The organism is Edaphobacter sp. (genome assembly GCF_035532915.1).
GTDB lineage: Bacteria > Acidobacteriota > Terriglobia > Terriglobales > Acidobacteriaceae > Edaphobacter.
Genome location: NZ_DATKQC010000090.1, coordinates 1 through 22483, shown reverse-complemented (window position 1 = coordinate 22483; position 22483 = coordinate 1). Strand labels below are relative to the sequence as shown.

Sequence of the window (22483 nt, the reverse complement as noted above, 5' to 3'; positions counted from 1 at the left end):
AATCGGCGTATCCTATCTCGCAAAGGAGTACGCCATGCTGAGAAGAGATTTTCTGCGTCGTACTGTCACCGGATTTGGCGCGACCCTGTTCGCCACCAGGTTTGCTCCGGCGGCCTCCCTCGAAACCGAACCCCTCTCTCGCAAGTTCAACGCCCACGATGAAGTTGTTCTCGGCAAAACCGGCATCCGCACCAGCCGGCTCGCCATGGGCACCGGAACTATCGGCGGGGGCGGCGCCTCCAATCAGACCCGCATCGGCAATAACCCCTTTGTCACGTTGCTGCTCAACGGATACAACGACAACGGCCTCCGCTTCTTCGATACCGCCGACTCCTACGGCAGCCATCCCTATGTCGCCGAGGCCATCAAGCAGCTTCCGCGTGACAAGGTGACTGTCCTCACTAAATCAGACAACCGTGATCCGGCAGGGCTGCGCAGGGATATCGACCGTTTCCGCAAGGAGCTGGGTGTCGACTACATCGACATTCTGCTCATCCACTGCGTCACCGAGGGCGATTGGACGACGCGCTATCGTGGCGTCATGGACGTTCTCTCCGAGGCGAAGCAGAAGGGTGTCATCCGCGCTCACGGATGCTCCTGCCACACTTTGCCCGCGCTACGTGCTGCCGCCGCGTCGCCGTGGGTCGAAGTCGATCTCGTTCGCCTCAACCCCATCGGCTCACACATGGATGCCGATCCGAAGACCGTCGTCAGCGTCATTCAGCAGATGCGTGCCTCGGGCAAAGGCATCGTCGGCATGAAGATCCTGGGACAGGGCGATATGCGCAACCGGCCCTCCGAGGCGATTCGCTATGCGCTATCGACCGGAGTCCTCGATGCTTTCACCATTGGAGCGGAGTCGCAGGCCGAGCAAAACGACCTCACCCGCCGTATCGCCGCCGCCTAGCCGCAACAAACCGGGTGCCCCACGTCCGGCATTTGAGGACGTGGGTTCGGAGCGCCACGAAAACCCGCCATCGCTCACATCCGCACCTCGGCATGTTTCAATAGAAGTAAGGACCTCATAGAAAAATGCCTCTCAATTGTGGAATCGTTGGCTTGCCCAACGTCGGAAAAAGCACCATCTTCAACGCTCTCACCTCTGCCAAGGCCCAAGCGGCTAACTATCCTTTCTGCACCATCGACCCCAATACCGGCGTGGTCACCGTGCCCGACGAGCGTCTCGCGAAGATCTCCGCGCTCATCCAGCCCAAGTCGCTCGTTCCCACGACCATGGAGTTCATCGACATCGCGGGGCTGGTCGAGGGCGCCAGCAAAGGCGAAGGCCTCGGCAATCAGTTCCTTGGCCACATCCGTGCCACGGACGCGATCTGCCATGTCGTCCGCTGCTTCGACGACGCTGAAGTCATCCACGTTGCCGGAGGCGTCAATCCTCTGCACGACATCGACATCATCAACACCGAGCTTCTGCTGGCCGATCTCGACACCGTCGAAAAACGCAATACCAAGGTCGAAAAGCTGGCCAAAAATACCAGCGACCACAAGATCAAGACCGAAGCCAGCGCGATGAAGAAGCTGCTCGAGGTTCTCAACGCAGGCCAGCCTGCACGCACGGCCGACCTGACCGACGAAGAACGGCTCATCGCCCGCGAACTTTTCCTTATCACCTCCAAGCCCCAGCTTTACGTCGCCAATGTCGACGAGTCCGGCCTGATCGAAGGCAACGCCTATACGGCGGCTGTCGAAAAGCGCGCAGCCGAGGAAGGCGCACAGGTCGTTCGCATCTGCGGAGCCATGGAGTCCGAGATCGCGCAGCTTGAACCAGCCGAGCGCGACGAGTTTCTCAAGGACATGGGCCTCTCCGAGCCGGGCCTGAACCGTCTCATCCACTCGGCTTATCGCCTGCTCGACCTCATCACCTACTTCACGGCGGGAGTGCAGGAGGTCCGTGCGTGGACCATCAAGCGCGGAACCAAGGCCCCCGGCGCGGCAGGCGTCATCCATTCGGATTTTGAGAAGGGCTTCATCAAAGCAGACTGCTATGCCTCGGACGACCTCTTTACCTACGGCAGCGAGCAGGCGGTTAAAGAGAAGGGCCTCCTGCGCTCCGAAGGCAAAGAGTACATCGTCAAGGACGGCGATATTCTCTTCTTCAAATTCAACGTGTAGCGACCATTTTTCGCGTGCCGCGTTTATGGATTGTTCTCGTCCGCAGCTCACAGGCTGCGGGCGGGTTCGTCATCTGTTTGGCGAACATGCGGTAGTCCGATGTTCCCGCGTGCAGTGTCGACCAGTATCCCGAATGCGAGAACAGGGGCTTGTGCATCCCGATAATCTGCCGCGCCAGAATCTTGACTCCACATTCGAGGTTGTTCTTCGGTTGCAGGATGGTCTTTTCCGGATCGTCCGGCTTGAGCCGCTTGTCGGTCTTCCAATCGAAGTCACATCCATAGCGTTTCTGGTCTTCGTAGGTCAGTTGCAGTAGGCCCTGGCTGCGAACCGCCCTGTGTGTCACCGCGTCTTTGACTGCCACTTCAGGCTCGGTATGACGGACCCGTGTGGTCGGATCGAGGCTCGCTTCCGCTCCGGCCATCGCCTGAAAGAAGTAGGCCCAGAAGGCCCGTTTGTCGGCGTTGCCCATCGTGTAAAATCGCGGGCAGAAACGGCGCACGTCATGCGGAACCCGCGACGACAGCATGGAAGGAGGAAGTGCCTCCTCGATGATCTTGTCCCAGGCCGGGTCCCAGGAGTCCTGGCCAAGCTCTATCTTCTTCACCGCGATCGGGGTCGCCGGTGCAGGCTTGATCGCCTTGATGGGCGGAGTTGGAGGCTTGTATTCCTGGCGTTTTCCGCAACCCACAACCAGAAGAGCTGCAGCTAGCGTTAGCCCTGCATTGCGAAGCGTTGTCGTCTTGAGGGCTTCCACGGATCGACCGTCCTTTCGGGAATCGTCGGGGCCCGTGCACGAGCATAGATGCCGCTGAGCGTCGCTGTCCAGAAGTTCGCGACATTCTTCCGTTAGATGCGAGATCCATGTATGAAAATGAGTCATGGCAGATATGCGGATCGATAAGTGGCTCTGGGCGGCGCGGTTCTTCAAGACGCGGGCGTTGGCGTCGAAGGCCTGCGAGCTGGGCAGGATTGAATCAAACGGCGTGCGCGCCAAGGCAGCCCGCGAGGTCCGCGTCGGCGATATGCTGCGTGTCAAAAATGAGGCCGGGGACTTCCACCTGGAGGTGCTTGTTCTCAGCGAAGTACGCGGGCCTGCGGCGGTGGCACAAACGCTGTACCGGGAGACGAACGAGAGCCGGGAACTGCAGGTCAAAGCAGCGGAGGAACGCAAGGAGATGCTGCGCCTTGGGGCCGTGACGGAGGGCAAGCCTTCGAAGCGCGATCGCCAGGAACTCAACCGGCTGCGAGGCAGAATCCACAGGTTCTGAGTTTGCGTTTATAGCCCGGCAAGTCGCAACATATTCAAAGCAGCATCCAACCTAAGAGACCGTTATCCCTGTGCTGAGCTTATTTGGTGGAGAGCGGAATGAAATAAGGGGTCTTCCGTGAAAATAAACGCTATGCGCCACCTTCCCTCGGCTGTTTTTCTGGTGACTGTTTGCGCACCGTGTCTCGCATCTGCCGCACAACCTCCAGCTGCGCAACCGCCAGCCGCCATGCAGACACAGGGAACCGCCTCTGCCATGATGCAGCCGGCGCTCGATACGCTGGCGCAGGCGATTGAAGTCTTGCGGCCGGAAAAATGGAAGGCGTCCGATGCCATACGGCAGGAGACTGGCTCCAACATCGACTCCATTCATCGCGATATCCAGACGACGCTGCCGCAGCTACTTGCAACGGCTGATGCAGCACCCAATTCGATCTCGCAGCTATTGCCCGCCTACCGCAATGTCGAAGCGCTCTACGATGTGCTGCTCCGCGTGGCCCAGGTCGCGAACCTTGCCGCTCCCAACCAGCAAAGTGCAGCGATCGACCACGCAAGGGCGCGTCTTGAAGATGCCCGGCGCGCCCTGGGCGATCATTTAAACTCTGCTGCGCTTACGCAGGACCAGCAGGTGCACCGTTTGCAGGCGGCGCTACGTGCTGTGCCGCCACCTGCGGCACCGGTCGTGTGCCCGACTCCCGCTCCGGTGAAGAAACGCAAGCGGGTGAGGAGAGTGGTAAAGAAAGCTGCTCCGGCTCCGGCTAGTTCGCCGGCCGCTGCTCCTTCTCACTGACGGTGGTTGTTCGTCCTGTTTTTCCAGGGATCACAGACGAAACATTCCGCAAATAATGATCCGGGGTTTTACTCAGTGGAATGGCGTGCACATAGTGCTCTTCGATCTGACTGAGGGGGATATTGTGCACGGTCATATCTGCCTTTGTCGCTGTTGGAAGTTTCAATCCGCCGCTCAACTTGGCATCGGTGAGAGTGGTACGCGGAACTTTTTGCTGAGCTGTCATGGTGACGCTCATTGCAAGCAGAAACATCCACAAAGCGGGGTAAAACCCATCCACGCCGAGAACAATCTGCTTTAGGATTTTTTGTTCCATTAGGATGCAGGTCTCCGTCCGCTTTGGGATCTTCTGAGCCCGGCATGATTCCTCATATTGGACGCAGCCACATTGGTTAGCGCAACCTCAGGGCGAGGGCTTTTTCATTGCTGTTTCGGTCGAAAGCGGTTTGCCGAAGTGTCGTCTGCCGTCTGTCCTCGCGCCGTCAGCTGGAAGGACGGCAGCGCAAGCGTGGCGAGTAGAAGCAATCCTGAGAGTAATTTCATGGCGATCCTCTGAAGATTTTGACAGAATCGAGCGAGATCTCGGGGTGTATTCGTTTACACAGCATCGTCTCCTCTTCTGGCTATGGCCTTCGAGGCCGCTGTCGGGCGCACAGACCGCTCTTGACGGACAGCCTATAATGTCCTATGGTCAGCACCCATTCAGCCTCCCCGGAGGCTGACCCGCAATCGCGGTTACAGAACGAACCGAAGAACCTACCAGAGACACCGGCTATTGACACAGGAATGGAGCTTGAAACGGCCCCTCCTGATGTAGAATCGGCGGCTACTCCGGAGGCAGATTTGCGCGCTGGGCAGGGAACCTCGACATCTTCTGAACTCAATGAGCCTTCGGCCTCGCATCTGGCGGGGGTTTCAACCGGGGAGATTGAGACCGTCGACGCAAAGTTCCAAAAGTTGCTGGAGACGGTGCATCAGAACCGCCCGGCAGATGACCTCGACATTATCCGCAGAGCCTGGGCGTTCTCCATGCAGCAACACGAGGGCCAGAAGCGGGCTTCGGGTGAGCCTTACATCATCCATCCGCTCGAAGTCGGGCAGGTGCTCGCAGAACTCAAGATGGATTCGACCGCGATTGCAGCCGGTCTGCTGCACGATGCGGTCGAAGACACCGATGTTACTTCCATTGAGCTGGGCAAGCGCTTTGGCGACCAGGTAGCGCACATCGTCGAGGGCGTTACCAAGCTCGACAAGATCAAGTTCGCCAACCGCGAAGATCACCAGGCAGAAAACATCCGCAAGATGCTGCTGGCGATGGTGACGGACGTTCGCGTGGTCATTATTAAACTGGCCGACCGCCTCCACAACATGCGGACCCTGGAGCATCTGAAGCCGGAGAAGCAACAGAAGATCGCGCGCGAGACGCTGGATATCTACGCTCCGCTGGCACACCGGTTGGGCATGGGTAAACTGCGCGGCGAACTGGAAGACCTGGCCTTCCGCTACACCGATCCTTTTGCCTATGAGCAGGTCTCGACCGAGGTGGATGCGCTGCGTGGGGCGGGCGAAGAGTTTCTGCACAAGATCGTGACCGAGATGGAAGAGAAGCTGCGCGAGCACCATCTCCAGGGACGTGTGGAGTGGCGCATCAAGCGGCTCTACTCCATTCAGCAGAAGCTGGAGTCGCAGAAGATTCCCGTGGATCAGGTCTATGACCTGCTCGCGGTGCGCGTCATCTGCCAGACCGTGCAGGACTGCTATGCGGTGCTGGGCTTGCTGCACAGCATCTGGCGTCCGGTGCCGGGTCGTATCAAGGACTTTATCGCGATGCCGCGGCCCAATCTCTATCAATCGCTGCATACGACGCTGATTGCTCCGGGTGGTCACCAGTTCGAGGTTCAGATTCGCACCGAGGACATGCATCGCGTCGCGGAAGAGGGAATCGCCGCGCACTGGAAGTACAAGGCTTCTGACAACGTCACGTCGAAGGACGAGCAGCGGCTCGCGTGGATGCGCCAGCTGATGGAGTGGCAGCGCGAGATGCCCGATCCTAACGAGTTCATGTCGACGCTGAAGATCGACCTGTATCCGGAGGAGGTCTACACCTTCACCCCAAAGGGCAAGGTCGTCGTATTGCCGAAGGATGCCAGTCCGGTGGACTTCGCTTATACGATCCACACGGAGGTGGGCAACACCACGGTGGGCGCGAAGGTAAATGGCCGCATCGTTCCGCTGCGGACGCGGCTACGCAATGGCGATATCGTCGAGATTTCAACGCAGGCCGGGCACGCTCCCAGCCGCGACTGGCTCAGCTTTACCAAGAGCTCGCGGGCGCGCAACAAGATCAAGCACTGGCTGAACGAGCAGCAGCGGGTACGCGCCATCGAGATCGGCAAAAAACTGCTGGAGCGTGAGGCGCGTAAATACAAGCTCTCGCTGGGCAAGTTTAGCGAGGCAGACTTCGACAAGGTAGCCGGTGAGTACGGTCTGGGCACGCAGGCGGAGTTGCTCGCTGGTGTGGGCTTCGGGAAGTTTTCTGCGCGGCAGGTGCTGAACAAGCTGGAGCCGGGATCGACGATGGCGGCGGAGCCGGTGCCGCATGACGGCGTCGTCGGGAATGTCGGCAATGCCATTGGGCAGATGTCCGATGCCGTGAAGAAGGTGTTTTTCGGCAAAGGATCGGACTCACTCCAGGTAGAAGGGCAGGATGATCTCCTCGTCTATCGCGCCCGCTGTTGTAACCCGATTCGTGGTGAAGAGATTATTGGCTACGTCACCCGGGGTAAAGGCGTGGCGGTTCATGCCAGAAGCTGTCCGAACGTGCAGAACCTGTTGTACGAGTCGGACCGACGGATTCAAGTAGAGTGGGCGCCTTCGCCGACTGAACCCGGAACAACCAAGGCGCAGACGTATCCGGTGAAGCTGACCGTTCTCTGCGATGACCGTCCCGGCTTGTTGAAAGAATTTACGGCGATCATCGCCGACGATGGAACGAATATCCGTAGTGTGGACACGAAGGCCACGCCCGAGGGAACCATGGTGGTGGACTTCGTGGTGGAGACGGTGGATGTTCGCCACCTGAACAAGCTGGTGCAGAACCTGCGCAAAGTCCCCGGCGTCCGCGATGTGCATCGAGTGCAGAAGGTTTAGCTCCGGCGGGGACCGTTTATTTAGCGCTCGTCTTCATGCAGATGGTCTCCATGCCGCTCGCGCTGCTCCCGCTTTTTGACTCCCTTGTCGACGCGGACTTTATTTGCGATGGCTCCCCCGCCTGCTCCAACCGCTCCGCCGATCAGCGCGCCCTTGCCTCCGCCCAGCAATGCGCCGGCAACCGCGCCCCCGGCAGCGGAGCCGCCAACAATCTTTGCCCCGGTATGGTGACGATGATCATGAGCGGTCTGTGAGCGCTTGGCGCGTTCGTGACGTTGCGCCTCTGTCTCTTGCGAAAAACCTGAAACAGGTAAAGCAAAGATGCCGATCAGTGCGAGTGGAAGTATCGTCTTTTTCAGTCTCATCCGGTCTCCTGTTCTTGTGGGTTGGATGCCGAATTGGCCTCATTCGCTGGGGTGAAGAAAAAGCAGCACTTGCGGAGCGTGCGGAGAAAAGGTATCTTGAAAAGCAAGATGACGACCTTTTCCAGCCGATTTTGGTTTACCTTCCGCTACTGGCACCCGGTAGCGGCATCGGCGGAGTAGGCTCATCTGACAGATTTGTAGAGTTCAGTTGATTCGATATCCACACGAGCCGCGACCCTAAGAGTCGTGGCTTTTTTGCGTAGCAGGGAGAGAAACCGATGAGTGCAGCATCCATGACAAATGTGCCGAAGGCAGTCGCGGGGCGGTTTGGAATCTACGGCGGGCGCTATGTGCCGGAGACGCTGATGGCCGCGCTTGAAGAATTGGAGACGGCCTACAATCTGGCAAAAGACGACCCGGCATTTCAGGCTGAGCTAAGCGATCTGCTGCACAACTACTGTGGCCGGCCTACCCCGCTGTACTTCGCCAAGCGGCTCTCCGAGCAGCTCGGCGGAGCAAAGATTTATCTGAAGCGCGAAGACCTGCTGCACACCGGCGCGCACAAGATCAACAACGCGCTCGGGCAGGGGTTGCTGGCACGGCGTATGGGCAAGCAGCGCATCATCGCCGAAACCGGCGCAGGGCAGCATGGTGTTGCCACGGCCACGGTCTGCGCTCTCTTCGGCCTCGAATGCGTCATCTACATGGGCGAAGAAGACATGCGGCGGCAGGAGCTGAACGTCTACCGCATGCGCCTGCTCGGGGCTGAAGTGCGAGGCGTCTCCGCTGGCTCCGCCACGCTCAAGGACGCGATCTCAGAGGCGATGCGCGATTGGGTCACCAATGTCCGCACAACGTATTACATCCTTGGAAGCGCGCTGGGAGCGCATCCCTATCCGACCATGGTGAGGGACTTTCATCGCGTCATCAGCCTTGAGGCCAAGGCGCAAATTCTGGAGCAGGAGGGCAAGCTGCCCACGGCGATCGTTGCCTGTGTAGGTGGTGGGTCGAATGCGATTGGTGCCTTCTATGAATTTATTCCCGATGCCAATGTGCAATTGATCGGCGTTGAGGCTGGCGGCCGCGGCCCGGCGCTCGGCCAACATGCGGCGCGCTTCCAGAAGGCAGGCGGCGGTGTCCCCGGTGTCTTGCAGGGAACGTACAGCTACGTCCTGCAGGACGATGCCGGGCAGATCTCGCTGACGCACAGCGTAAGCGCTGGTCTGGATTACGCCAGCGTCGGCCCGGAACACGCCATGCTGCACGATTCCGGTCGCGCGAGCTACGTCTCCTGCTCGGACGATGCTGCGCTGAAGGCGACGGTATCACTGGCACGGACGGAAGGAATTCTTCCCGCGCTTGAGAGCGCTCATGCCGTCGCCGAGGCGATCCGACTGGCTCCAACGATGGCAAAGACGGATGTACTGATGGTGAACCTCTCCGGTCGAGGCGATAAAGACATGGGGATTCTAGCTAAGGAATTGGATTTGAAGGGAGCAGGCCCGAATGTCGATCGAGTTTAAGAGGAAGCCGGGAATCGTCGCTTATCTGACTGCGGGCGATCCTGATCTGGCAACGACGCGCGATATCGCCCTGGCAGCAATTGATAACGGCGCAGACGTCATCGAGCTGGGCGTCCCGTTCAGCGACCCGTTGGCCGATGGCCCGGTGATCCAGCGCGCCAGCGAACGGGCCGTTGCTCGTGGAACCACGCTGACCAACGTTCTGGGATTGGCGAAAGAGCTGCGTGCAGCACGCCCCGCAGCGGGGCTGGTGTTGTTCTCGTATCTCAATCCGGTTGTGCGGATGGGGATGAAAGAGTTTTGCGCGAAGGCTGCCGAGGCGGGCGCGGACGGCGTTCTGCTGACCGACATGATTGTGGAAGAGGCTGGCGAATATCTGGAAGCGATGCACGGGCATCAGCTTGCCCCGATCTTTCTGGCTGCGCCCACCAGCCCTGACGCGCGGCTGAAGGCAATCGCCGGTGCATCGCAAGGCTTTGTCTATGCCATCTCGCGGGTCGGAATTACCGGGACGCAGCAGAAGGTTGCAGGAGATGCTTCCGAACTGGTTGCAAGGTTGCGGCAGTTTACAAAACTGCCAATCGCCGTGGGCTTTGGCATCTCAAACGCCGAGCATGTCAAGGCCGTCAGCGAGTTTGCCGATGCCGCCATCATCGGCAGCGCACTCGTAGCCCTGATTGAAAAAAGCACCCCATCCGAGGCTCCGGCTGCGGTCGGGCGGTTTATTGCGGGGTTGCGCTTATGAGCCTCAGGAATGCAGATCGCTCGATCCGTAGAAATACCCCCGTTTATCATTGTGTGTACAACAATTTTCCGCAGCGAATGACGCCAAAAGAATCAAACTCTGGACACATGTCGCTGCCGCGTGAGGCTGATGCATGGATATCTCCGACTGGCGAAAAAAGATCGACGAACTGGATGAACAGATTGTTCGTCTTATCAGCCAGCGCGCCGAAGCTGCCAAGGCTATCGGCGAGCTTAAGAAGACGGCAGCCCTCCCGGTCTATGAGCCGAAACGCGAGCAGAACGTCTTCGACCATGTTCGCGCAGCGAATCCAGGTCCATTGGCGGACGCCGAGATACAGCATGTCTACGAGCGCATTATCGACGTGATGCGCACCCTGCAGCGGCGAGACCAGTAAGGGCCGGATTGATGTCGAATTCAGAACAAATTTAGTCATCTAAAGAGAGCGAAGCGAAGACCATGATCGTAGCGATGCAGGACCATGCAACTGAGGAACATGTCCAACGTGTGATCGAGCGGATGGTGGAGCTCGGCTTCAATGTTCACCGCACCACAGGCGCCGTGCAGACGATTCTGGCCGGCGTAGGAACGCCCGAGCACTTCGAGGTTGCCGAGTTTAAGGTGCTGCCCGGTGTCCACGATGCGTATCGCATCTCTTCGCCCTACAAGCTGGCGGGCCGCAGCTTCCGTCCCGAAGGCACGAAGATCAAGTTTCCCAATGGCGTTGTGGTCGGCGGCGAAGAGGTCATCATTATGTCCGGCCCCTGTTCGGTCGAATCGCGCGAACAGATTCTGCTGAGCGCGAAGCAGGTTGCCGCGGCCGGCGCGAAGTTCCTGCGCGGCGGCGCCTACAAGCCCCGCAGCTCTCCGTACAGCTTCCAGGGCATGGGGGTCGAGGGGCTGAAGCTGCTGCGCGAGGTCGCCGATGAGACCGGCCTTCTGGTTATCACCGAGGTCATGGAGATCTCGCAGATTGAAGTCATGCTGCCCTACATCGACTGCTTCCAGGTCGGCGCGCGCAACATGCAGAACTTCAACCTGCTGCGCGAGCTTGGCCACGTCCGCAAGCCGGTGCTGTTGAAGCGCGGAATCGCTGCGACCATCGAAGAAGTTCTGCTCAGTGCCGAGTACATTCTCTCCGGCGGCAACTACGATCTGATTCTGTGCGAGCGCGGCATCCGCACCTACGAGACCTACACCCGCAACACCATGGATATCTCGGCGATTCCCGTGCTCAAGAAGCTGACCCACCTGCCGGTCTTCGGCGACCCGTCGCACGGCGTCGGCATCCGTGACCTGGTGCCCCCCATGGCGTTGGCCAGCGTCGCTGCCGGAGCCGACGGCCTGCTGATGGAGATGCACCCCAACCCGGACAAGGCCATGAGCGACGGCGCACAGAGCCTCTACCCCGAGCAGTTGGAGAAGCTGGTGGCGCAGTTGCGTCAGCTTGCACCGATCGTCGGGCGTAAGATCGCCTAGCCATGGCTATTGAAACGATGAAGCGTGTTCTCATCATCGGCACGGGCTTGATCGGTGCATCCACCGGTCTGGCCCTGCGTGCCGCGGGGTTTGCCGGACGCATCGACGGATGGGACCAGAGTTCGCTGGAGCGGATGGCAGCAATGCAGATGGGGGCTATCGATGCCGCTGCCGCCAGCGTCGAGGCCACGCTTGAACTCGCGCGCACGGCGGATGTGATTGTGCTCGCCGTGCCGGTGTTGGCGATCAAAGACTGGATGCAGAAGCTCGCTTCCGTGACCCGTTCCGGCCAACTGATTACGGACGTCGGTAGCACCAAGCTGGAGATCACCGAGCTTGGGAAGACGCTGTTTGCTGCCCCTGAAACAGCGGATTTTCTGCCGGGGCATCCTATGGCCGGCAAAGAATCCGGCGGTGCCATGCTGGCCGAAGCTGGTCTCTTCAATAACGCCATGTGGCTGTTTACGCCGGGCACGCCTGAGCCATCGGCGACAGAAAAAGAGTGGCGCGATTGGGTTGGTTTCCTTGGCGCGCGAACCCTCGACATGGACGCCGCCCGCCACGACGAGCTATGCGCCTGGGTCAGCCATCTGCCGCAAATGCTGTCGACCGCGCTGGCCGCTCTTCTCGAAGACAAGTTCGGCGATGCTCCAGAGATTGGCGCGATTGGAGCGCGGGCCCTGCGCGAGACCACGCGCCTCGGAGCAAGCCCCTACAGCATGTGGCGCGACGTCGCCATGACCAACACCGGACCCATCGCCGACACGCTGTTTGCGCTGGAGCAGCGGCTGGCGCATGTCCGCGAGAACCTCCGCACTCCGGAGCTGCGCGACGAGTTCGCCCTGGCCAACAAGTTCCGCCAGCGCAGGTAGAGCGGTTCTCCTGTCGGGGTCCATGGAAGCGGAAATCTGAACGTCGTTTTTTTTAAAGAAAAACGGCACTTCGATCCGTTACCCAGTGCTCAGTAGCAGGAGAGCGGCTCTAAGGCCTCAAAAACTGGGCTGACGCGTTGCCGTTCGGGTAACATCGGTACAGAGTGAGCAAAGCCATCAACAATCTCAGCATCAGCCTTGCCGACGTGCAGGCAGCCCGCGAGCGGCTGCGTGGATCCATCTACTATTCGCCGTGCCCGCACTCGCAGATGCTCTCCGCGCTGACTGGCCAGCAGATCTATCTCAAGCTTGAAAACCTGCAGATGACCGGCGCATTCAAGGAGCGCGGCGCGCTCAACCGCATCGCCATGCTGACGCCGGAACAGGCTGCTCGCGGCGTCGTTGCCGCAAGCGCGGGCAACCACGCGCAGGGTGTCGCCTACCACGCCACCAAGCGGGGAATCCGCAGCGTCATCGTCATGCCGCTGGCAACGCCGCTGGTCAAAGTGACCGCGACACGCAATTTCGGCGCGCACATCGTGCTGCACGGCGCCAACTACGACGAGGCATACGAAGAGGCGACGCGCATCTGCACGGCAGAGGGAATGACCTTCATCCACCCCTTTGACGATCCCCTCGTGATGGCCGGTCAGGGAACGATCGGCCTCGAGCTGCTGGAGCAGGTGCCCGAGCTGCAAGCCGTGGTCGTTCCCATCGGCGGCGGTGGCCTGATCGGCGGAATCGCCTGCGCCATCAAGGAGTCGCGTCCCGACATTCGCGTGATCGGCGTGCAGACCTCGCGTCTACCTTCCATGGCCGAAGCCGTCCGCCAGCATCATCCAGTCACGCTCGATTCGGCAACCACTATCGCCGACGGCATCGCGGTGCGCCGTGCCGGAGAGGTGACTTTCCCTGTCATTGAAAAGTATGTCGACGAGATCGTTACTGTCGATGAGGACGAGATCGCATCCGCAATTCTTGTACTTTTGGAGCGCGAAAAGACGCTGGCCGAAGGCGCAGGAGCAACCGCACTGGCCGCATTGATCCAGAAAAAAACGACGCTTCAGTCCGAGCACACCGCCGTGATCGTCAGCGCAGGCAACATCGACGTAACGCTGCTCTCGCGCATCATCGAGCGCGGTCTCGTGCAGGATGGCCGCCTCATCCGGCTGCGGATCCATCTACTCGACAAGCCCGGAGCGCTGGCCGAGCTGACACGCCTGATCGCCGATCACCGCGCCAACATTGTAGATACGCTGCACAACCGCGCCTACTATGGTGTCAACCTCGGCGATACGGTGATTGACATCACCATGGAGACCCGAGGCCGCGAACAGGTAGAAGAGTTGCTCGCAGCCCTGACAGCCGAGGGCTACAAACACAGCCGCGTAATCTAGTTTTTTGAGCTAATCGCGGCTGAAACTAGTCTGCTGTTTCTCCATCTGACGTTCGACCGCCAGCACAATCAGGCGGTCGATCAGCTTCTTATACGACAGCCCACTCGCCTCCCACAGCTTGGGATACATGCTGATGCTGGTGAACCCCGGCATGGTATTGATCTCATTCAAATAGATACGGGCCTTCTTGCCTTTGCGCGCAGGCTCCATCAGAAAATCGACGCGGGCCAATCCAGCGCAGTCGCAGGCTCGGAAGGCCGCAACCGCCATCGTGCGAATCTCTTTGACCTCAGCAGCCGTCAGCCTGGCAGGAATAATCGGCACGCTGGGGTCTTCGGGCGAGTCGGCATACTTCGACTCATAGTCGTAGAACTCTTTATTCGGAACAATCTCGCCGACGACAGAAGCCTCGGGCGACTCATTGCCGAGCACGGCGACCTCCAGTTCGCGCGGCTTTACGCCGGGGCCGCCCACTCCCTCCTCGATGACGAGCTTGCGGTCGAAGCCCGCAGCGAGATCCATCGCCGTCGCAAGCTCCGAGCGATCATGCACCTTCGAGATGCCGACGCTCGACCCGAGGTTCGCGGGCTTTACGAAAAGAGGATATTGCAGAGCCTTCTCGATCTGGCGCGTGCAACGTTTAGGGTCAGCCTTCCATTCGCTGCGAGACAGCGCGAGATACGGTGTCTGCGGCAACCCGGCAGCAGCAAACAGCTTCTTCATCACATCCTTGTCCATGCCCGCGGCAGAGCCAAGAACGCCAGAGCCGACATAAGCAATGTCGGCCAACTCGAACAGTCCTTGAATCGTGCCGTCCTCGCCAAATGTGCCATGCAGCACCGGAAAAGCAACATCGACGGTCTTCGTAAGATTACCGCTCTGATGAACAAGGTCCGCACCCGCGCTGAGCTGCAGCGGCTGTTTCGATTCGCCGCCTGTCAGCAAAGCCTGCGCCTCGCCCGCGCTAAGCCATTGCCCATGTTTCGTAATCCCGATGGGCAGCACATCATACTTCTTCTTGTCGATGGCCTTGAGGATCGAAGCCGCGGAGAGGAGGGAGATTTCGTGCTCGCCGGAGCGGCCGCCAAAGAGAATGCCAATGCGTTGTTTTTTCTTCATGTCGTCTTTCAATTTTCCTACTCTAGTCTGCGACAGAATACCCGCACCGTGCCACGGTTCATCCATCTTTGAACCACGGCTGCTACGGGTATTCTTCCTATCTGCGTAACAACGTCAGAGACAGAACAGGCCCAGCAGCAACGCCGGACCTGTTCTGGTGACAAAATATTTTTCCTGTTATGCCGAAGCCGTGCTCTTGCCCGCCAACTGGCGCAGAACATACTGCAGGATGCCACCATTCTGGTAATAAAGAATCTCCTGTGGCGTATCGATGCGCACCGTGACGGCGAACTCAATAGTCTTGCCGAGGTCCGACTCCGCGAAGACGGTGATCTCCTTGCCATCGGCAAATTTCCCATCGAGCATGGCCTTCAGCTGTCCGGGGCCATCGCCGATGCCATAGACCTCTTCGCCCGTAAGGTGCAGCGATTCGGCGTTCTGTCCCGGCAGGAACTGCAAGGGAAGAATCCCCATGCCTACCAGGTTCGAGCGGTGAATGCGCTCATAGCTCTCCGCAATCACAAAGCGCACGCCCAATAGCAGCGGCCCCTTGGCAGCCCAGTCACGCGACGAGCCCGAGCCATACTCCTTGCCCGCGATGATGGCCAGTGGCGTTCCACGCTCGGCATACTTCACCGAGGCATCATAGATCGACATCGGCACATCTTCCGGCAGCAAGCGCGTCACGCCGCCCTCGGTTCCGGGGGCGAGCTTGTTGCGCAGCCGCACATTGGCAAACGTGCCGCGCACCATCACCTCATGGTTGCCGCGCCGCGAGCCGTAGCTGTTGAAGTCCGCAGGCTTGACCCCATGGTCGGTCAGATACTTTCCAGCCGGGCCGTCCTTCTTGATCGAACCTGCGGGAGAGATATGGTCAGTCGTCACGCTGTCGCCCAGCACGGCCAGTACGCGCGCCCCATGAATGTCCTTCACCGGCTCGGGCTGCGCGCCCATGCCGTCGAAGTAAGGAGCCTTGCGGATGTAGGTCGAGTCCGCCTCCCATCCATAGGTGTTGCCCTCGGGAAACTTGAGGTGCTGCCAGTTCTGGTCGCCGTCGCTGACGGTGCCGTACTCGTGCCGGAACATCTCCGAATCGATGGACGAGGCAACCGTCGACGCGACCTCTTCCTGCGTCGGCCAGATGTCGCGCAGGTACACCGGTTGGCCGTCCTTGCCCTTGCCCAGCGGCTCGGTGTCGAAGTTGTGCTTGATGTGCCCGGCCAGCGCATACGCCACCACCAGCGGAGGGCTCATCAGGTAGTTCGCGCGAACCTCAGGTGAGATGCGCCCCTCGAAGTTGCGGTTCCCCGACAGCACCGACACGGCCACGAGCCCATGATCTTCAATAGCCTTCGATACGTCTGTAGGCAGCGGTCCCGAGTTGCCGATGCAGGTCGTGCAGCCATAGCCGACGGTCTGGAAACGCAGCGCATCGAGATAAGGAGCCAGCCCGGACTTGTTGAAATAGTCCGTCACCACACGCGATCCCGGAGCAAGCGAGGTCTTCACCCACGGCGGCGTCGACAGCCCCTTCTCCACGGCTTTCTTCGCCAGCAGCCCGGCGGCGATCATCACATAAGGATTCGACGTGTTCGTGCATGACGTAATCGCTGCAATCACAATCGAGCCATGGTCGAGATACTTCTCCGGGTCGATGCCGAAGCGGTTCTGGATGGAGACCGAAGGCGCGTCGACCACTGCTGTCGCTCCGCCCTGCGCCACCGAAACCGTGGCTGCTGCAACGACAGGAGCGGGAGCACCGTTCGCGCTGTTCACATCACCGCCAGCGCTTGGGTGGCCGCCCTCGCCCTCCCAGCGAACCAGTTGCCGCACGCCATTGGCGCTCCCGTTTGGCCCCAGCAGCGAGGGAAGCTGCTGCAGGAACGACGCTCCCACCTCGGGCAGCGGCACGCGGTCCTGCGGACGCTTCGGCCCAGCCACGCTTGGCCGCACCGTGCCCAGGTCGAGCGAAGTCGTTACCGAGTAGGTGGCCTCGGGCGCATCCGGCGTGTGGAACAGGCCCTGCTCGCGGTAGTAAGCCTCCACCAGCGCAATCTGCTCCTCGGTACGGCCAGTCAGCCGCAGATACTTCAGCGTCTCCGCATCCACCGGAAAGATTCCGCAGGTCGCACCGTACTCGGGAGCCATGTTCGCAATCGTTGCCCGGTCGGCCAGCGGCAGTGCGGAGACTCCCGAACCGTAGAACTCGACGAACTTGCCGACGACACCCAGCTTGCGAAGCTGCTCGGTCACGGTCAGCACCAGGTCGGTTGCCGTCGTTCCTTCCTTCAGCTTGCCCGTCAGTTTGAAGCCCACCACCTGCGGCACCAGCATCGACACCGGCTGGCCCAGCATGGCCGCCTCGGCTTCGATGCCGCCGACGCCCCAGCCCAGCACGCCAAGACCATTAATCATCGTCGTATGCGAGTCGGTGCCGACCAGCGTGTCGGGATAAGCGGCGACGTTTCCATCGGCGTCGGGCTGGGTCGTGAACACCACGCGAGCGAGATACTCCAGATTGACCTGATGGCAGATCCCCATGCCCGGCGGCACAGCCGAGAAGTTGCGGAAGGCCGTCTGCCCCCACTTCAGAAACGCATAGCGTTCGCGATTGCGCTGAAACTCCATCGCGGCATTGAGGTCGTAGGCGCGCACGGTGCCGAACTCGTCCACCTGTACCGAGTGGTCGATGACCAGCTCCGCAGGCTGCAGAGGATTGATCTTCTCCGGATCGCCGCCCAGCGTGCGCATGGCATCGCGCATCGCCGCAAGGTCAACGATGGCAGGAACGCCGGTAAAGTCCTGCATCAGCACGCGGGCTGGCATGTAGGCAATCTCACGCGAAGGCTCGGCGTTTGCGTCCCAGTTGGCGAGGAACTTGATGTCGTCGGCGGTGACGGTGCGGCCGTCCTCGTGGCGCAGCAGATTTTCGAGCAGGATGCGCAGCGAAAAGGGAAGCCGCGTCAGCTTGACGCCAGCATCCTCCAGCGCCCGCAGGCGAAAGATGCGGTAGCTGGCGGAGCCGGAGCGAAGTGTTGACTGGCTTTTGAAAGAATCAGGATGGGATTGGGTCGGCATGGTCTCTTCTCCAGAGCAGCGCTTCTTATCGTCTTTATTAAGGAGCGCGAAGTAAGGGCCGCAGGCGCGAAGGTCAGCGCGAACGGCAACGGTGGAAGCCTATCAAAATATCTGCAGAATTTCTGCGAAAAGGGTAGCTAGCAGCGCCCGCGGTCAGGACGACCGTGGCGAAAGCGCTTCGTGCATGGAAGACAGCCAGCCATCGACTCCATTTTACTTCGATTCGCTCCAAGGGAGGTAGCGCGCACTCCGGGACGCAGTTTAATCCTTCCGGCCTGCCCCAACTGTGCAATCATTTCCAGTGCCAGCCGGAATGCTCTGGCCAGGTTTTGATTCTCAGGAGAAAGAAATGAACCGTTTACTCGCCGCCGCCCTGCTGATGGCAACTCCCCTTGCCTTCGCCCAGAAAAAGTCCAGTGACCTCAAGGTCTACTTTGCCGACGTCGAAGGCGGTCAGGCAACACTCTTTGTGCCGTCCAGCGGCGAAAACCTGATGGTCGACGCAGGCTGGCCCGGTGCCGCCAACGCGGACAAGCTTGTCGCCCTCGCTAAGATCGCCGGTGTCAGCAAGATCGATAACTTCGTCATCACGCATTACCACATCGACCACGTCGGCGGCGTTCCCGAGCTCGCTGCAAAGATTCCCGTAGGCCGCTTCATCGATCACGGTATCAACCGCGAGACCGACGACAAGGTCACCGAGACCAGCTATCAGAACTATCAAAAGATGCTGGCCAACGGCCACTACGCCCATCTCACGGCCAAGCCGGGCGAGATTCTTCCCCTCACTGGCATACACGTCGAAGTCGTCAGCGCCGACGGCAACGTGATCGAAAAACCGCTGGCCGGGGCAGGGGCCACGAATTCGGCCTGCGCCGCCAGCATCGAGAAGCCCGCTGAGAACACCGAGAACGACCGCTCCGTCGGCATGATGATTACCTTCGGCAAGCTGCGCATCGCCGATCTCGGCGACCTTACCTGGAACAAGGAGCGCATGCTGATGTGCCCGGTCAACAAGCTGGGCAAGGTGGACGTGTACATCGTCTCGCACCACGGCTTCGACCGCAGCTCCAGTCCGGCGCTGCTCAACGGCATCGCTCCACGCGTCGCCATCATGGACAACGGAGCGACCAAGGGAGCCGAGGCCGGGGCATGGGACATCGTTGACCACTCGCCCCGCCTGAAAGACCTGTGGCAGCTTCATACCGCCATCCACACCGACGCCGCCCACAACAGCAACGACTCCCGCATCGCCAATCTTGCCGGTACCGATGCGTTCCACTACCTCGTGCTTACCGTACATCCCAGCGGAACCTTTGCCGTCACCAACTCGCGCACCAACCAGACGGTAGAGTATCCAGCGCATTGATGCGCGGAGAACCGATGCAGATTGGCGCAATCGGGATGCCTCCGCTTGCGCCAATTTTTGTGGCTTAAAATCGCATCATACACACCTAGTCTGGGTTAAGCCCGTAGCAGTAAGAAGGGGATTGTGAGCGATGTCTACACTTATCAACGAAAAATCAGGTCGCCGCCGCTGGCTGGGACTCGTAGTGGGTATCGCAATGGTTGCGGGTATGGCAGGCTTTTCGGGATGCCACAGGCAGGCCGTCGCAGGACAGACAGCGAATGGCTCTGGCGCTGATCCTGCCGATGCCAATATGGCCCCTGTCGATGGAAATGAGGCTCAGGCCGCGACACAACCTCCGGCTCAGGGCCAGCCCATTCAGAATGAGAGCCAGCAGCAGGCCGTTCAGTATCAGCAGAATGGTTCCGCGCAGCCCACAGCTCAGCAGCAGAACCAGTCCTACGCCAACGATCAGAATGCCAACGATCAGAATGCCGACAATCAGGACTACGCCGACCAGAACGATCAAAACTACGACGATCAGGTCGATGCCGGGCAGCAGGCCGTAGAAGAGGCCGATCAGCCCCCACCGCCGCTGCCCACCTATGAGCAGCCCGAAGCCCCCGGCCCCAACTATATCTGGACCCCCGGCTATTGGAACTATGCTCCGGTAGGCTACTACTGGGTTCCTGGCGCGTGGGTGATGGCGCCCTATTATGGTGCGCTCTGGACCCCCGGCTATTGGGGTTTCTATGGCAACCGCTATCGCTTCTACCGCGGCTACTGGGGCCTTCACATAGGCTTCTACGGCGGTGTTCCCTATGGCTTCGGATACACGGGCTATGGCTATCATGGCGGTTATTGGAACGGCAACAACTTCTACTACAACCGCGCAGTGAATCGGATCAATGTGACCCGGATCACCAACGTCTACAACCGCACCGTCGTCGTCAACAACTACAACAACACACGGATCTCCTATAACGGCGGAAGAGGCGGCATCCAGATGCGGCCGAGGCCCGCGGAGATAGCCGCCATGCGCGGCCCGAAGACGCGGCCTATGACCGCTCAAATCCAGAACCAGCGCCAAGCAGCACAGAACCGCCAGCAGTTTTATAGTCAGAACCATGGCCGTCCTGCTGCCGCTGCTGTCGCTCGTCCGTTGGTCGCCGATCGGGGCATTCAGCGCCCGGTAGCCCGTCCTGTTCAACCGCAGCGCCCCGGTCAGCCGAATCAAGTCCGCCCCGGACAACCGAATCAGGTTCGCCCCGGCCAGCCTAATCAGAACACGCCTCAGAACCGGGGACAGTTCCAGAATCGTCCCAATAACCAGCAGGCAAGGCCAAATCAGCCCGAAGCCAGGCCGACGCAGCCTCAACAGGCGCGCCCGAACGTTCAACCTCAGCAGCGACAAGAGCAGCAGTTGCAGAACCAGCAACGACAGCAGTTGCAGAACCAACAACGACAGCAGCAACAGCAGGTTCAACAACAACAGCGACAAGTCCAACAGCAACGACGGCAGGTTCCACAACAGCAACAACAAAGAGTGCAACAACAACAGCAGCAACAGAGAGTGCAACAACAACAGCAGCAACAACGCATAGTCCAGCAGCAGCAACAGCAGCGAGTGCAGCAACAGCAGAGGCAGATTCAGCAGCAACGGCCAGCTGTTCAAGCCCGCCCTGCGCAACAAGCCCGGCCAGCCCAACAGGCTAGGCCAGCGCAGCAGGCCCGACCTCAGCCGCAGAACCGTGGTGGCGGAGGCGAGAACCGCGACGGGCGCTAATTACCGTCCAAAGCAAAGCCCCCGTCCATCTCATGCAATGGAAGGGGGCTTTTTTGGGCAGCGTGATTTTAGAGTGTCTTGTCGTCCGCGCTGTCCATCTGCGTGTCCTTTGCGGCTCGGCTCAACAGGATGCGCAGATCGGTGACCTTGTTGAGATGGAACGCCGGTGGATTGGTCGGCGCGGTGACGGCGATGAAGTCCGCACGATTGACGTCCAGCAGCGAGAAGGACGGGCGCGGATCGGCCTTCATCGGAGCTACCTCGACGTGGCTCAGCTCCAGATTGTTGACGTGGCGGAAGAAGAATCCCTGCGCAGGCATAGGCCCGAACATTCCTGGGTCAGGATACTTCTCGACCTCTTCCGGCGGAACGATGTTGACCTGATTCGCATAATCTCCGCCCTGATGCTGGATGTAGATGTTCGAGAGCTTGATGTCCTTGATGGCGTAGCCGGGAATGCCGCTGATGATGGAGCACACCTTGGAGTTGTTGTTGTAGCTCACAAAGTTGTCGACCAGGATGCGCTGCAGTGTGCCGACAACCGTGCTCTGATTGCCCGTTCCTCTGGGGCCGCGCAGGCGAGCGCCAAGACGGAAGAAGATCGGCGACTCGTAGACGTCGCGCTGCGTAATGTTGGTGATGGTGATGTCTTCGCAGAGAGCGCCATCCTCGGACTCGAGCGCAAGGCCATGGCAGCCCTCGAAGACGCAGTTGGAGATGGTGATGTTCTTGAAGCCGCCGTTCGATTCGGTGCCGCACTTGATGCGTCCGGTGCGGTAGACGTGGGCGTCGTCGGCAAACTTCTTCCAGGTGCCGTCGAGCACGCTGCCCAGCTCGTAGGTGCCGGTGACGAAGCAGTTGGTGATGGTGACGTTTTCGGTCGCCCGGTTATAGCCCAGCGCGAAGCTCGACTTGGGACAGATGCCGTCGTCCCACGGCGAGTTTACTGTGCAGTTGGAGACGCGGACGTTCTTGCAGCAGTCGATGTCCATACCGTCTCGGTCGGTGTCGATCTTGAGGTTGTCGATGGTCAGGTTATCGACGCCGGTAAGCAACAAGCCGAAGTGGCCGCCCTTGAGGAGGGAGAAGTCGCGAAAGATCACGTTGCGGCAGTTCTTCAGGGCGATGGCCTTGTTGCCGACGCCGGGCTGCTCGGCCTGGTACATGGGATAGTCGCCGCGAGCGGGCCGGGCGAAGGGCTTGGCAGATGTGCCCGCAGGTCTGGGAGGCGCACCGGGAGGACGACCGGGACCAGCTCCGAAGCTGAGTCCTTTGCCATAAATGAGGCCGGGGCCGGTGATGCTGAAGTCGTGAATATCTTCGCCCCAGATCAGAGAGTTGTGCCAGTGATTGTGGCCGTAGTCCTGAAAGGCGTCGTACGAGGTCTTCGGCTCGGCTGCGTCATAGGTGCCTCCGTTGTAGCCAGTCGCC

The 22483-nt window shown here is 60.0% G+C and carries 20 protein-coding genes; 13 read left to right on the top strand and 7 right to left on the bottom strand.

The features are described from left to right. Positions 1-34 precede the first annotated feature (34 nt). Positions 35-907: an aldo/keto reductase gene (locus VMU57_RS04725; protein ID WP_325381316.1), complete on the top strand. Its 873-nt coding sequence runs from the start codon at positions 35-37 to the stop codon at positions 905-907. Between the two features lie 125 nt (positions 908-1032). Beyond that, on the top strand, positions 1033-2130 hold the full coding sequence (ychF, locus tag VMU57_RS04720; protein ID WP_325381314.1) for a redox-regulated ATPase YchF: 1098 nt from the start codon (positions 1033-1035) through the stop codon (positions 2128-2130). Here ychF and VMU57_RS04715 read toward each other — a convergent pair. Further along, positions 2120-2887, bottom strand: a complete 768-nt coding sequence (locus VMU57_RS04715) for a hypothetical protein (protein WP_325381312.1) — start codon at positions 2885-2887, stop codon at positions 2120-2122. The genes ychF and VMU57_RS04715 overlap by 11 nt on opposite strands. Before the next feature lie 124 nt (positions 2888-3011). On the opposite strand from VMU57_RS04715, the gene VMU57_RS04710 reads away from it, so the two are divergent. Both VMU57_RS04710 and VMU57_RS04705 read left to right on the top strand, forming a co-directional pair. Beyond that, positions 3012-3401, top strand: coding sequence for an RNA-binding S4 domain-containing protein (locus VMU57_RS04710; protein WP_325381310.1), 390 nt, complete (start codon positions 3012-3014; stop codon positions 3399-3401). Between the two features lie 117 nt (positions 3402-3518). After that, the gene (locus tag VMU57_RS04705) at positions 3519-4190 is read left to right on the top strand and encodes a hypothetical protein (protein ID WP_325381308.1); all 672 of its coding nucleotides are present in this window, start codon (positions 3519-3521) and stop codon (positions 4188-4190) included. Here VMU57_RS04705 and VMU57_RS04700 read toward each other — a convergent pair. Together VMU57_RS04700 and VMU57_RS04695 are read right to left on the bottom strand one after the other, a co-directional pair. After that, positions 4159-4506, bottom strand: coding sequence for a hypothetical protein (locus VMU57_RS04700; RefSeq protein WP_325381306.1), 348 nt, complete (start codon positions 4504-4506; stop codon positions 4159-4161). The two genes, VMU57_RS04705 and VMU57_RS04700, sit on opposite strands and share 32 nt — an antisense overlap. 104 nt (positions 4507-4610) lie before the next feature. Then, positions 4611-4733, bottom strand: coding sequence for a hypothetical protein (locus VMU57_RS04695; protein WP_325381303.1), 123 nt, complete (start codon positions 4731-4733; stop codon positions 4611-4613). Between the two features lie 243 nt (positions 4734-4976). Between VMU57_RS04695 and VMU57_RS04690 the strand changes: the two genes are divergently transcribed. Beyond that, entirely contained in the window at positions 4977-7340 is a 2364-nt protein-coding gene (locus VMU57_RS04690; RefSeq protein ID WP_325381301.1) for a bifunctional (p)ppGpp synthetase/guanosine-3',5'-bis(diphosphate) 3'-pyrophosphohydrolase, read from the top strand. Positions 7341-7360: 20 nt separating this feature from the next. Here the strand turns inward: VMU57_RS04690 and VMU57_RS04685 are convergent, their stop codons facing one another. Then, positions 7361-7705: a hypothetical protein gene (locus VMU57_RS04685; protein ID WP_325381299.1), complete on the bottom strand. Its 345-nt coding sequence runs from the start codon at positions 7703-7705 to the stop codon at positions 7361-7363. A gap of 278 nt (positions 7706-7983) precedes the next feature. On the opposite strand from VMU57_RS04685, the gene trpB reads away from it, so the two are divergent. The 6 genes from trpB to VMU57_RS04655 all read left to right on the top strand — a co-directional run bounded on the left by trpB (position 7984) and on the right by VMU57_RS04655 (position 13721). After that, positions 7984-9228: a tryptophan synthase subunit beta gene (trpB, locus tag VMU57_RS04680; protein WP_325381297.1), complete on the top strand. Its 1245-nt coding sequence runs from the start codon at positions 7984-7986 to the stop codon at positions 9226-9228. After that, positions 9212-9973, top strand: coding sequence for a tryptophan synthase subunit alpha (trpA, locus tag VMU57_RS04675; protein ID WP_325381295.1), 762 nt, complete (start codon positions 9212-9214; stop codon positions 9971-9973). Before trpB ends, trpA begins: the two co-directional genes overlap by 17 nt. Positions 9974-10106: 133 nt before the next feature. Beyond that, entirely contained in the window at positions 10107-10370 is a 264-nt protein-coding gene (pheA, locus tag VMU57_RS04670; protein ID WP_325381293.1) for a chorismate mutase, read from the top strand. A gap of 62 nt (positions 10371-10432) precedes the next feature. Then, the gene (gene aroF, locus VMU57_RS04665; RefSeq protein ID WP_325381291.1) at positions 10433-11452 is read left to right on the top strand and encodes a 3-deoxy-7-phosphoheptulonate synthase; all 1020 of its coding nucleotides are present in this window, start codon (positions 10433-10435) and stop codon (positions 11450-11452) included. A gap of 2 nt (positions 11453-11454) precedes the next feature. Further along, a complete protein-coding gene (locus tag VMU57_RS04660) occupies positions 11455-12324 on the top strand; it encodes a prephenate dehydrogenase (protein WP_325381289.1) in 870 nt (289 codons plus the stop codon). 164 nt (positions 12325-12488) lie between these two features. Then, positions 12489-13721: a threonine ammonia-lyase gene (locus VMU57_RS04655; RefSeq protein ID WP_325381286.1), complete on the top strand. Its 1233-nt coding sequence runs from the start codon at positions 12489-12491 to the stop codon at positions 13719-13721. Positions 13722-13730: 9 nt separating this feature from the next. On the opposite strand, the gene VMU57_RS04650 is transcribed toward VMU57_RS04655, so the two are convergent. Further along, complete coding sequence (locus VMU57_RS04650) at positions 13731-14840, bottom strand: D-alanine--D-alanine ligase family protein (protein WP_325381284.1); 1110 nt, start codon at positions 14838-14840, stop codon at positions 13731-13733. Between the two features lie 177 nt (positions 14841-15017). After that, positions 15018-17918: an aconitate hydratase gene (locus tag VMU57_RS04645; protein WP_325381282.1), complete on the bottom strand. Its 2901-nt coding sequence runs from the start codon at positions 17916-17918 to the stop codon at positions 15018-15020. A 349-nt stretch (positions 17919-18267) separates the two neighbouring features. Here VMU57_RS04645 and VMU57_RS04640 point away from each other — a divergent pair, with 349 nt between their 5' ends. Next, positions 18268-19287 (top strand): ComEC/Rec2 family competence protein, encoded by a 1020-nt coding sequence (locus VMU57_RS04640; protein ID WP_325381280.1) that lies wholly within the window; start codon positions 18268-18270, stop codon positions 19285-19287. A gap of 130 nt (positions 19288-19417) precedes the next feature. After that, complete coding sequence (locus VMU57_RS04635) at positions 19418-21052, top strand: hypothetical protein (protein ID WP_325381278.1); 1635 nt, start codon at positions 19418-19420, stop codon at positions 21050-21052. 68 nt (positions 21053-21120) lie between these two features. Here the strand turns inward: VMU57_RS04635 and VMU57_RS04630 are convergent. Next, the coding region (locus VMU57_RS04630; protein ID WP_325381276.1) for a rhamnogalacturonidase at positions 21121-22483 on the bottom strand (1363 nt) is incomplete at its 5' end.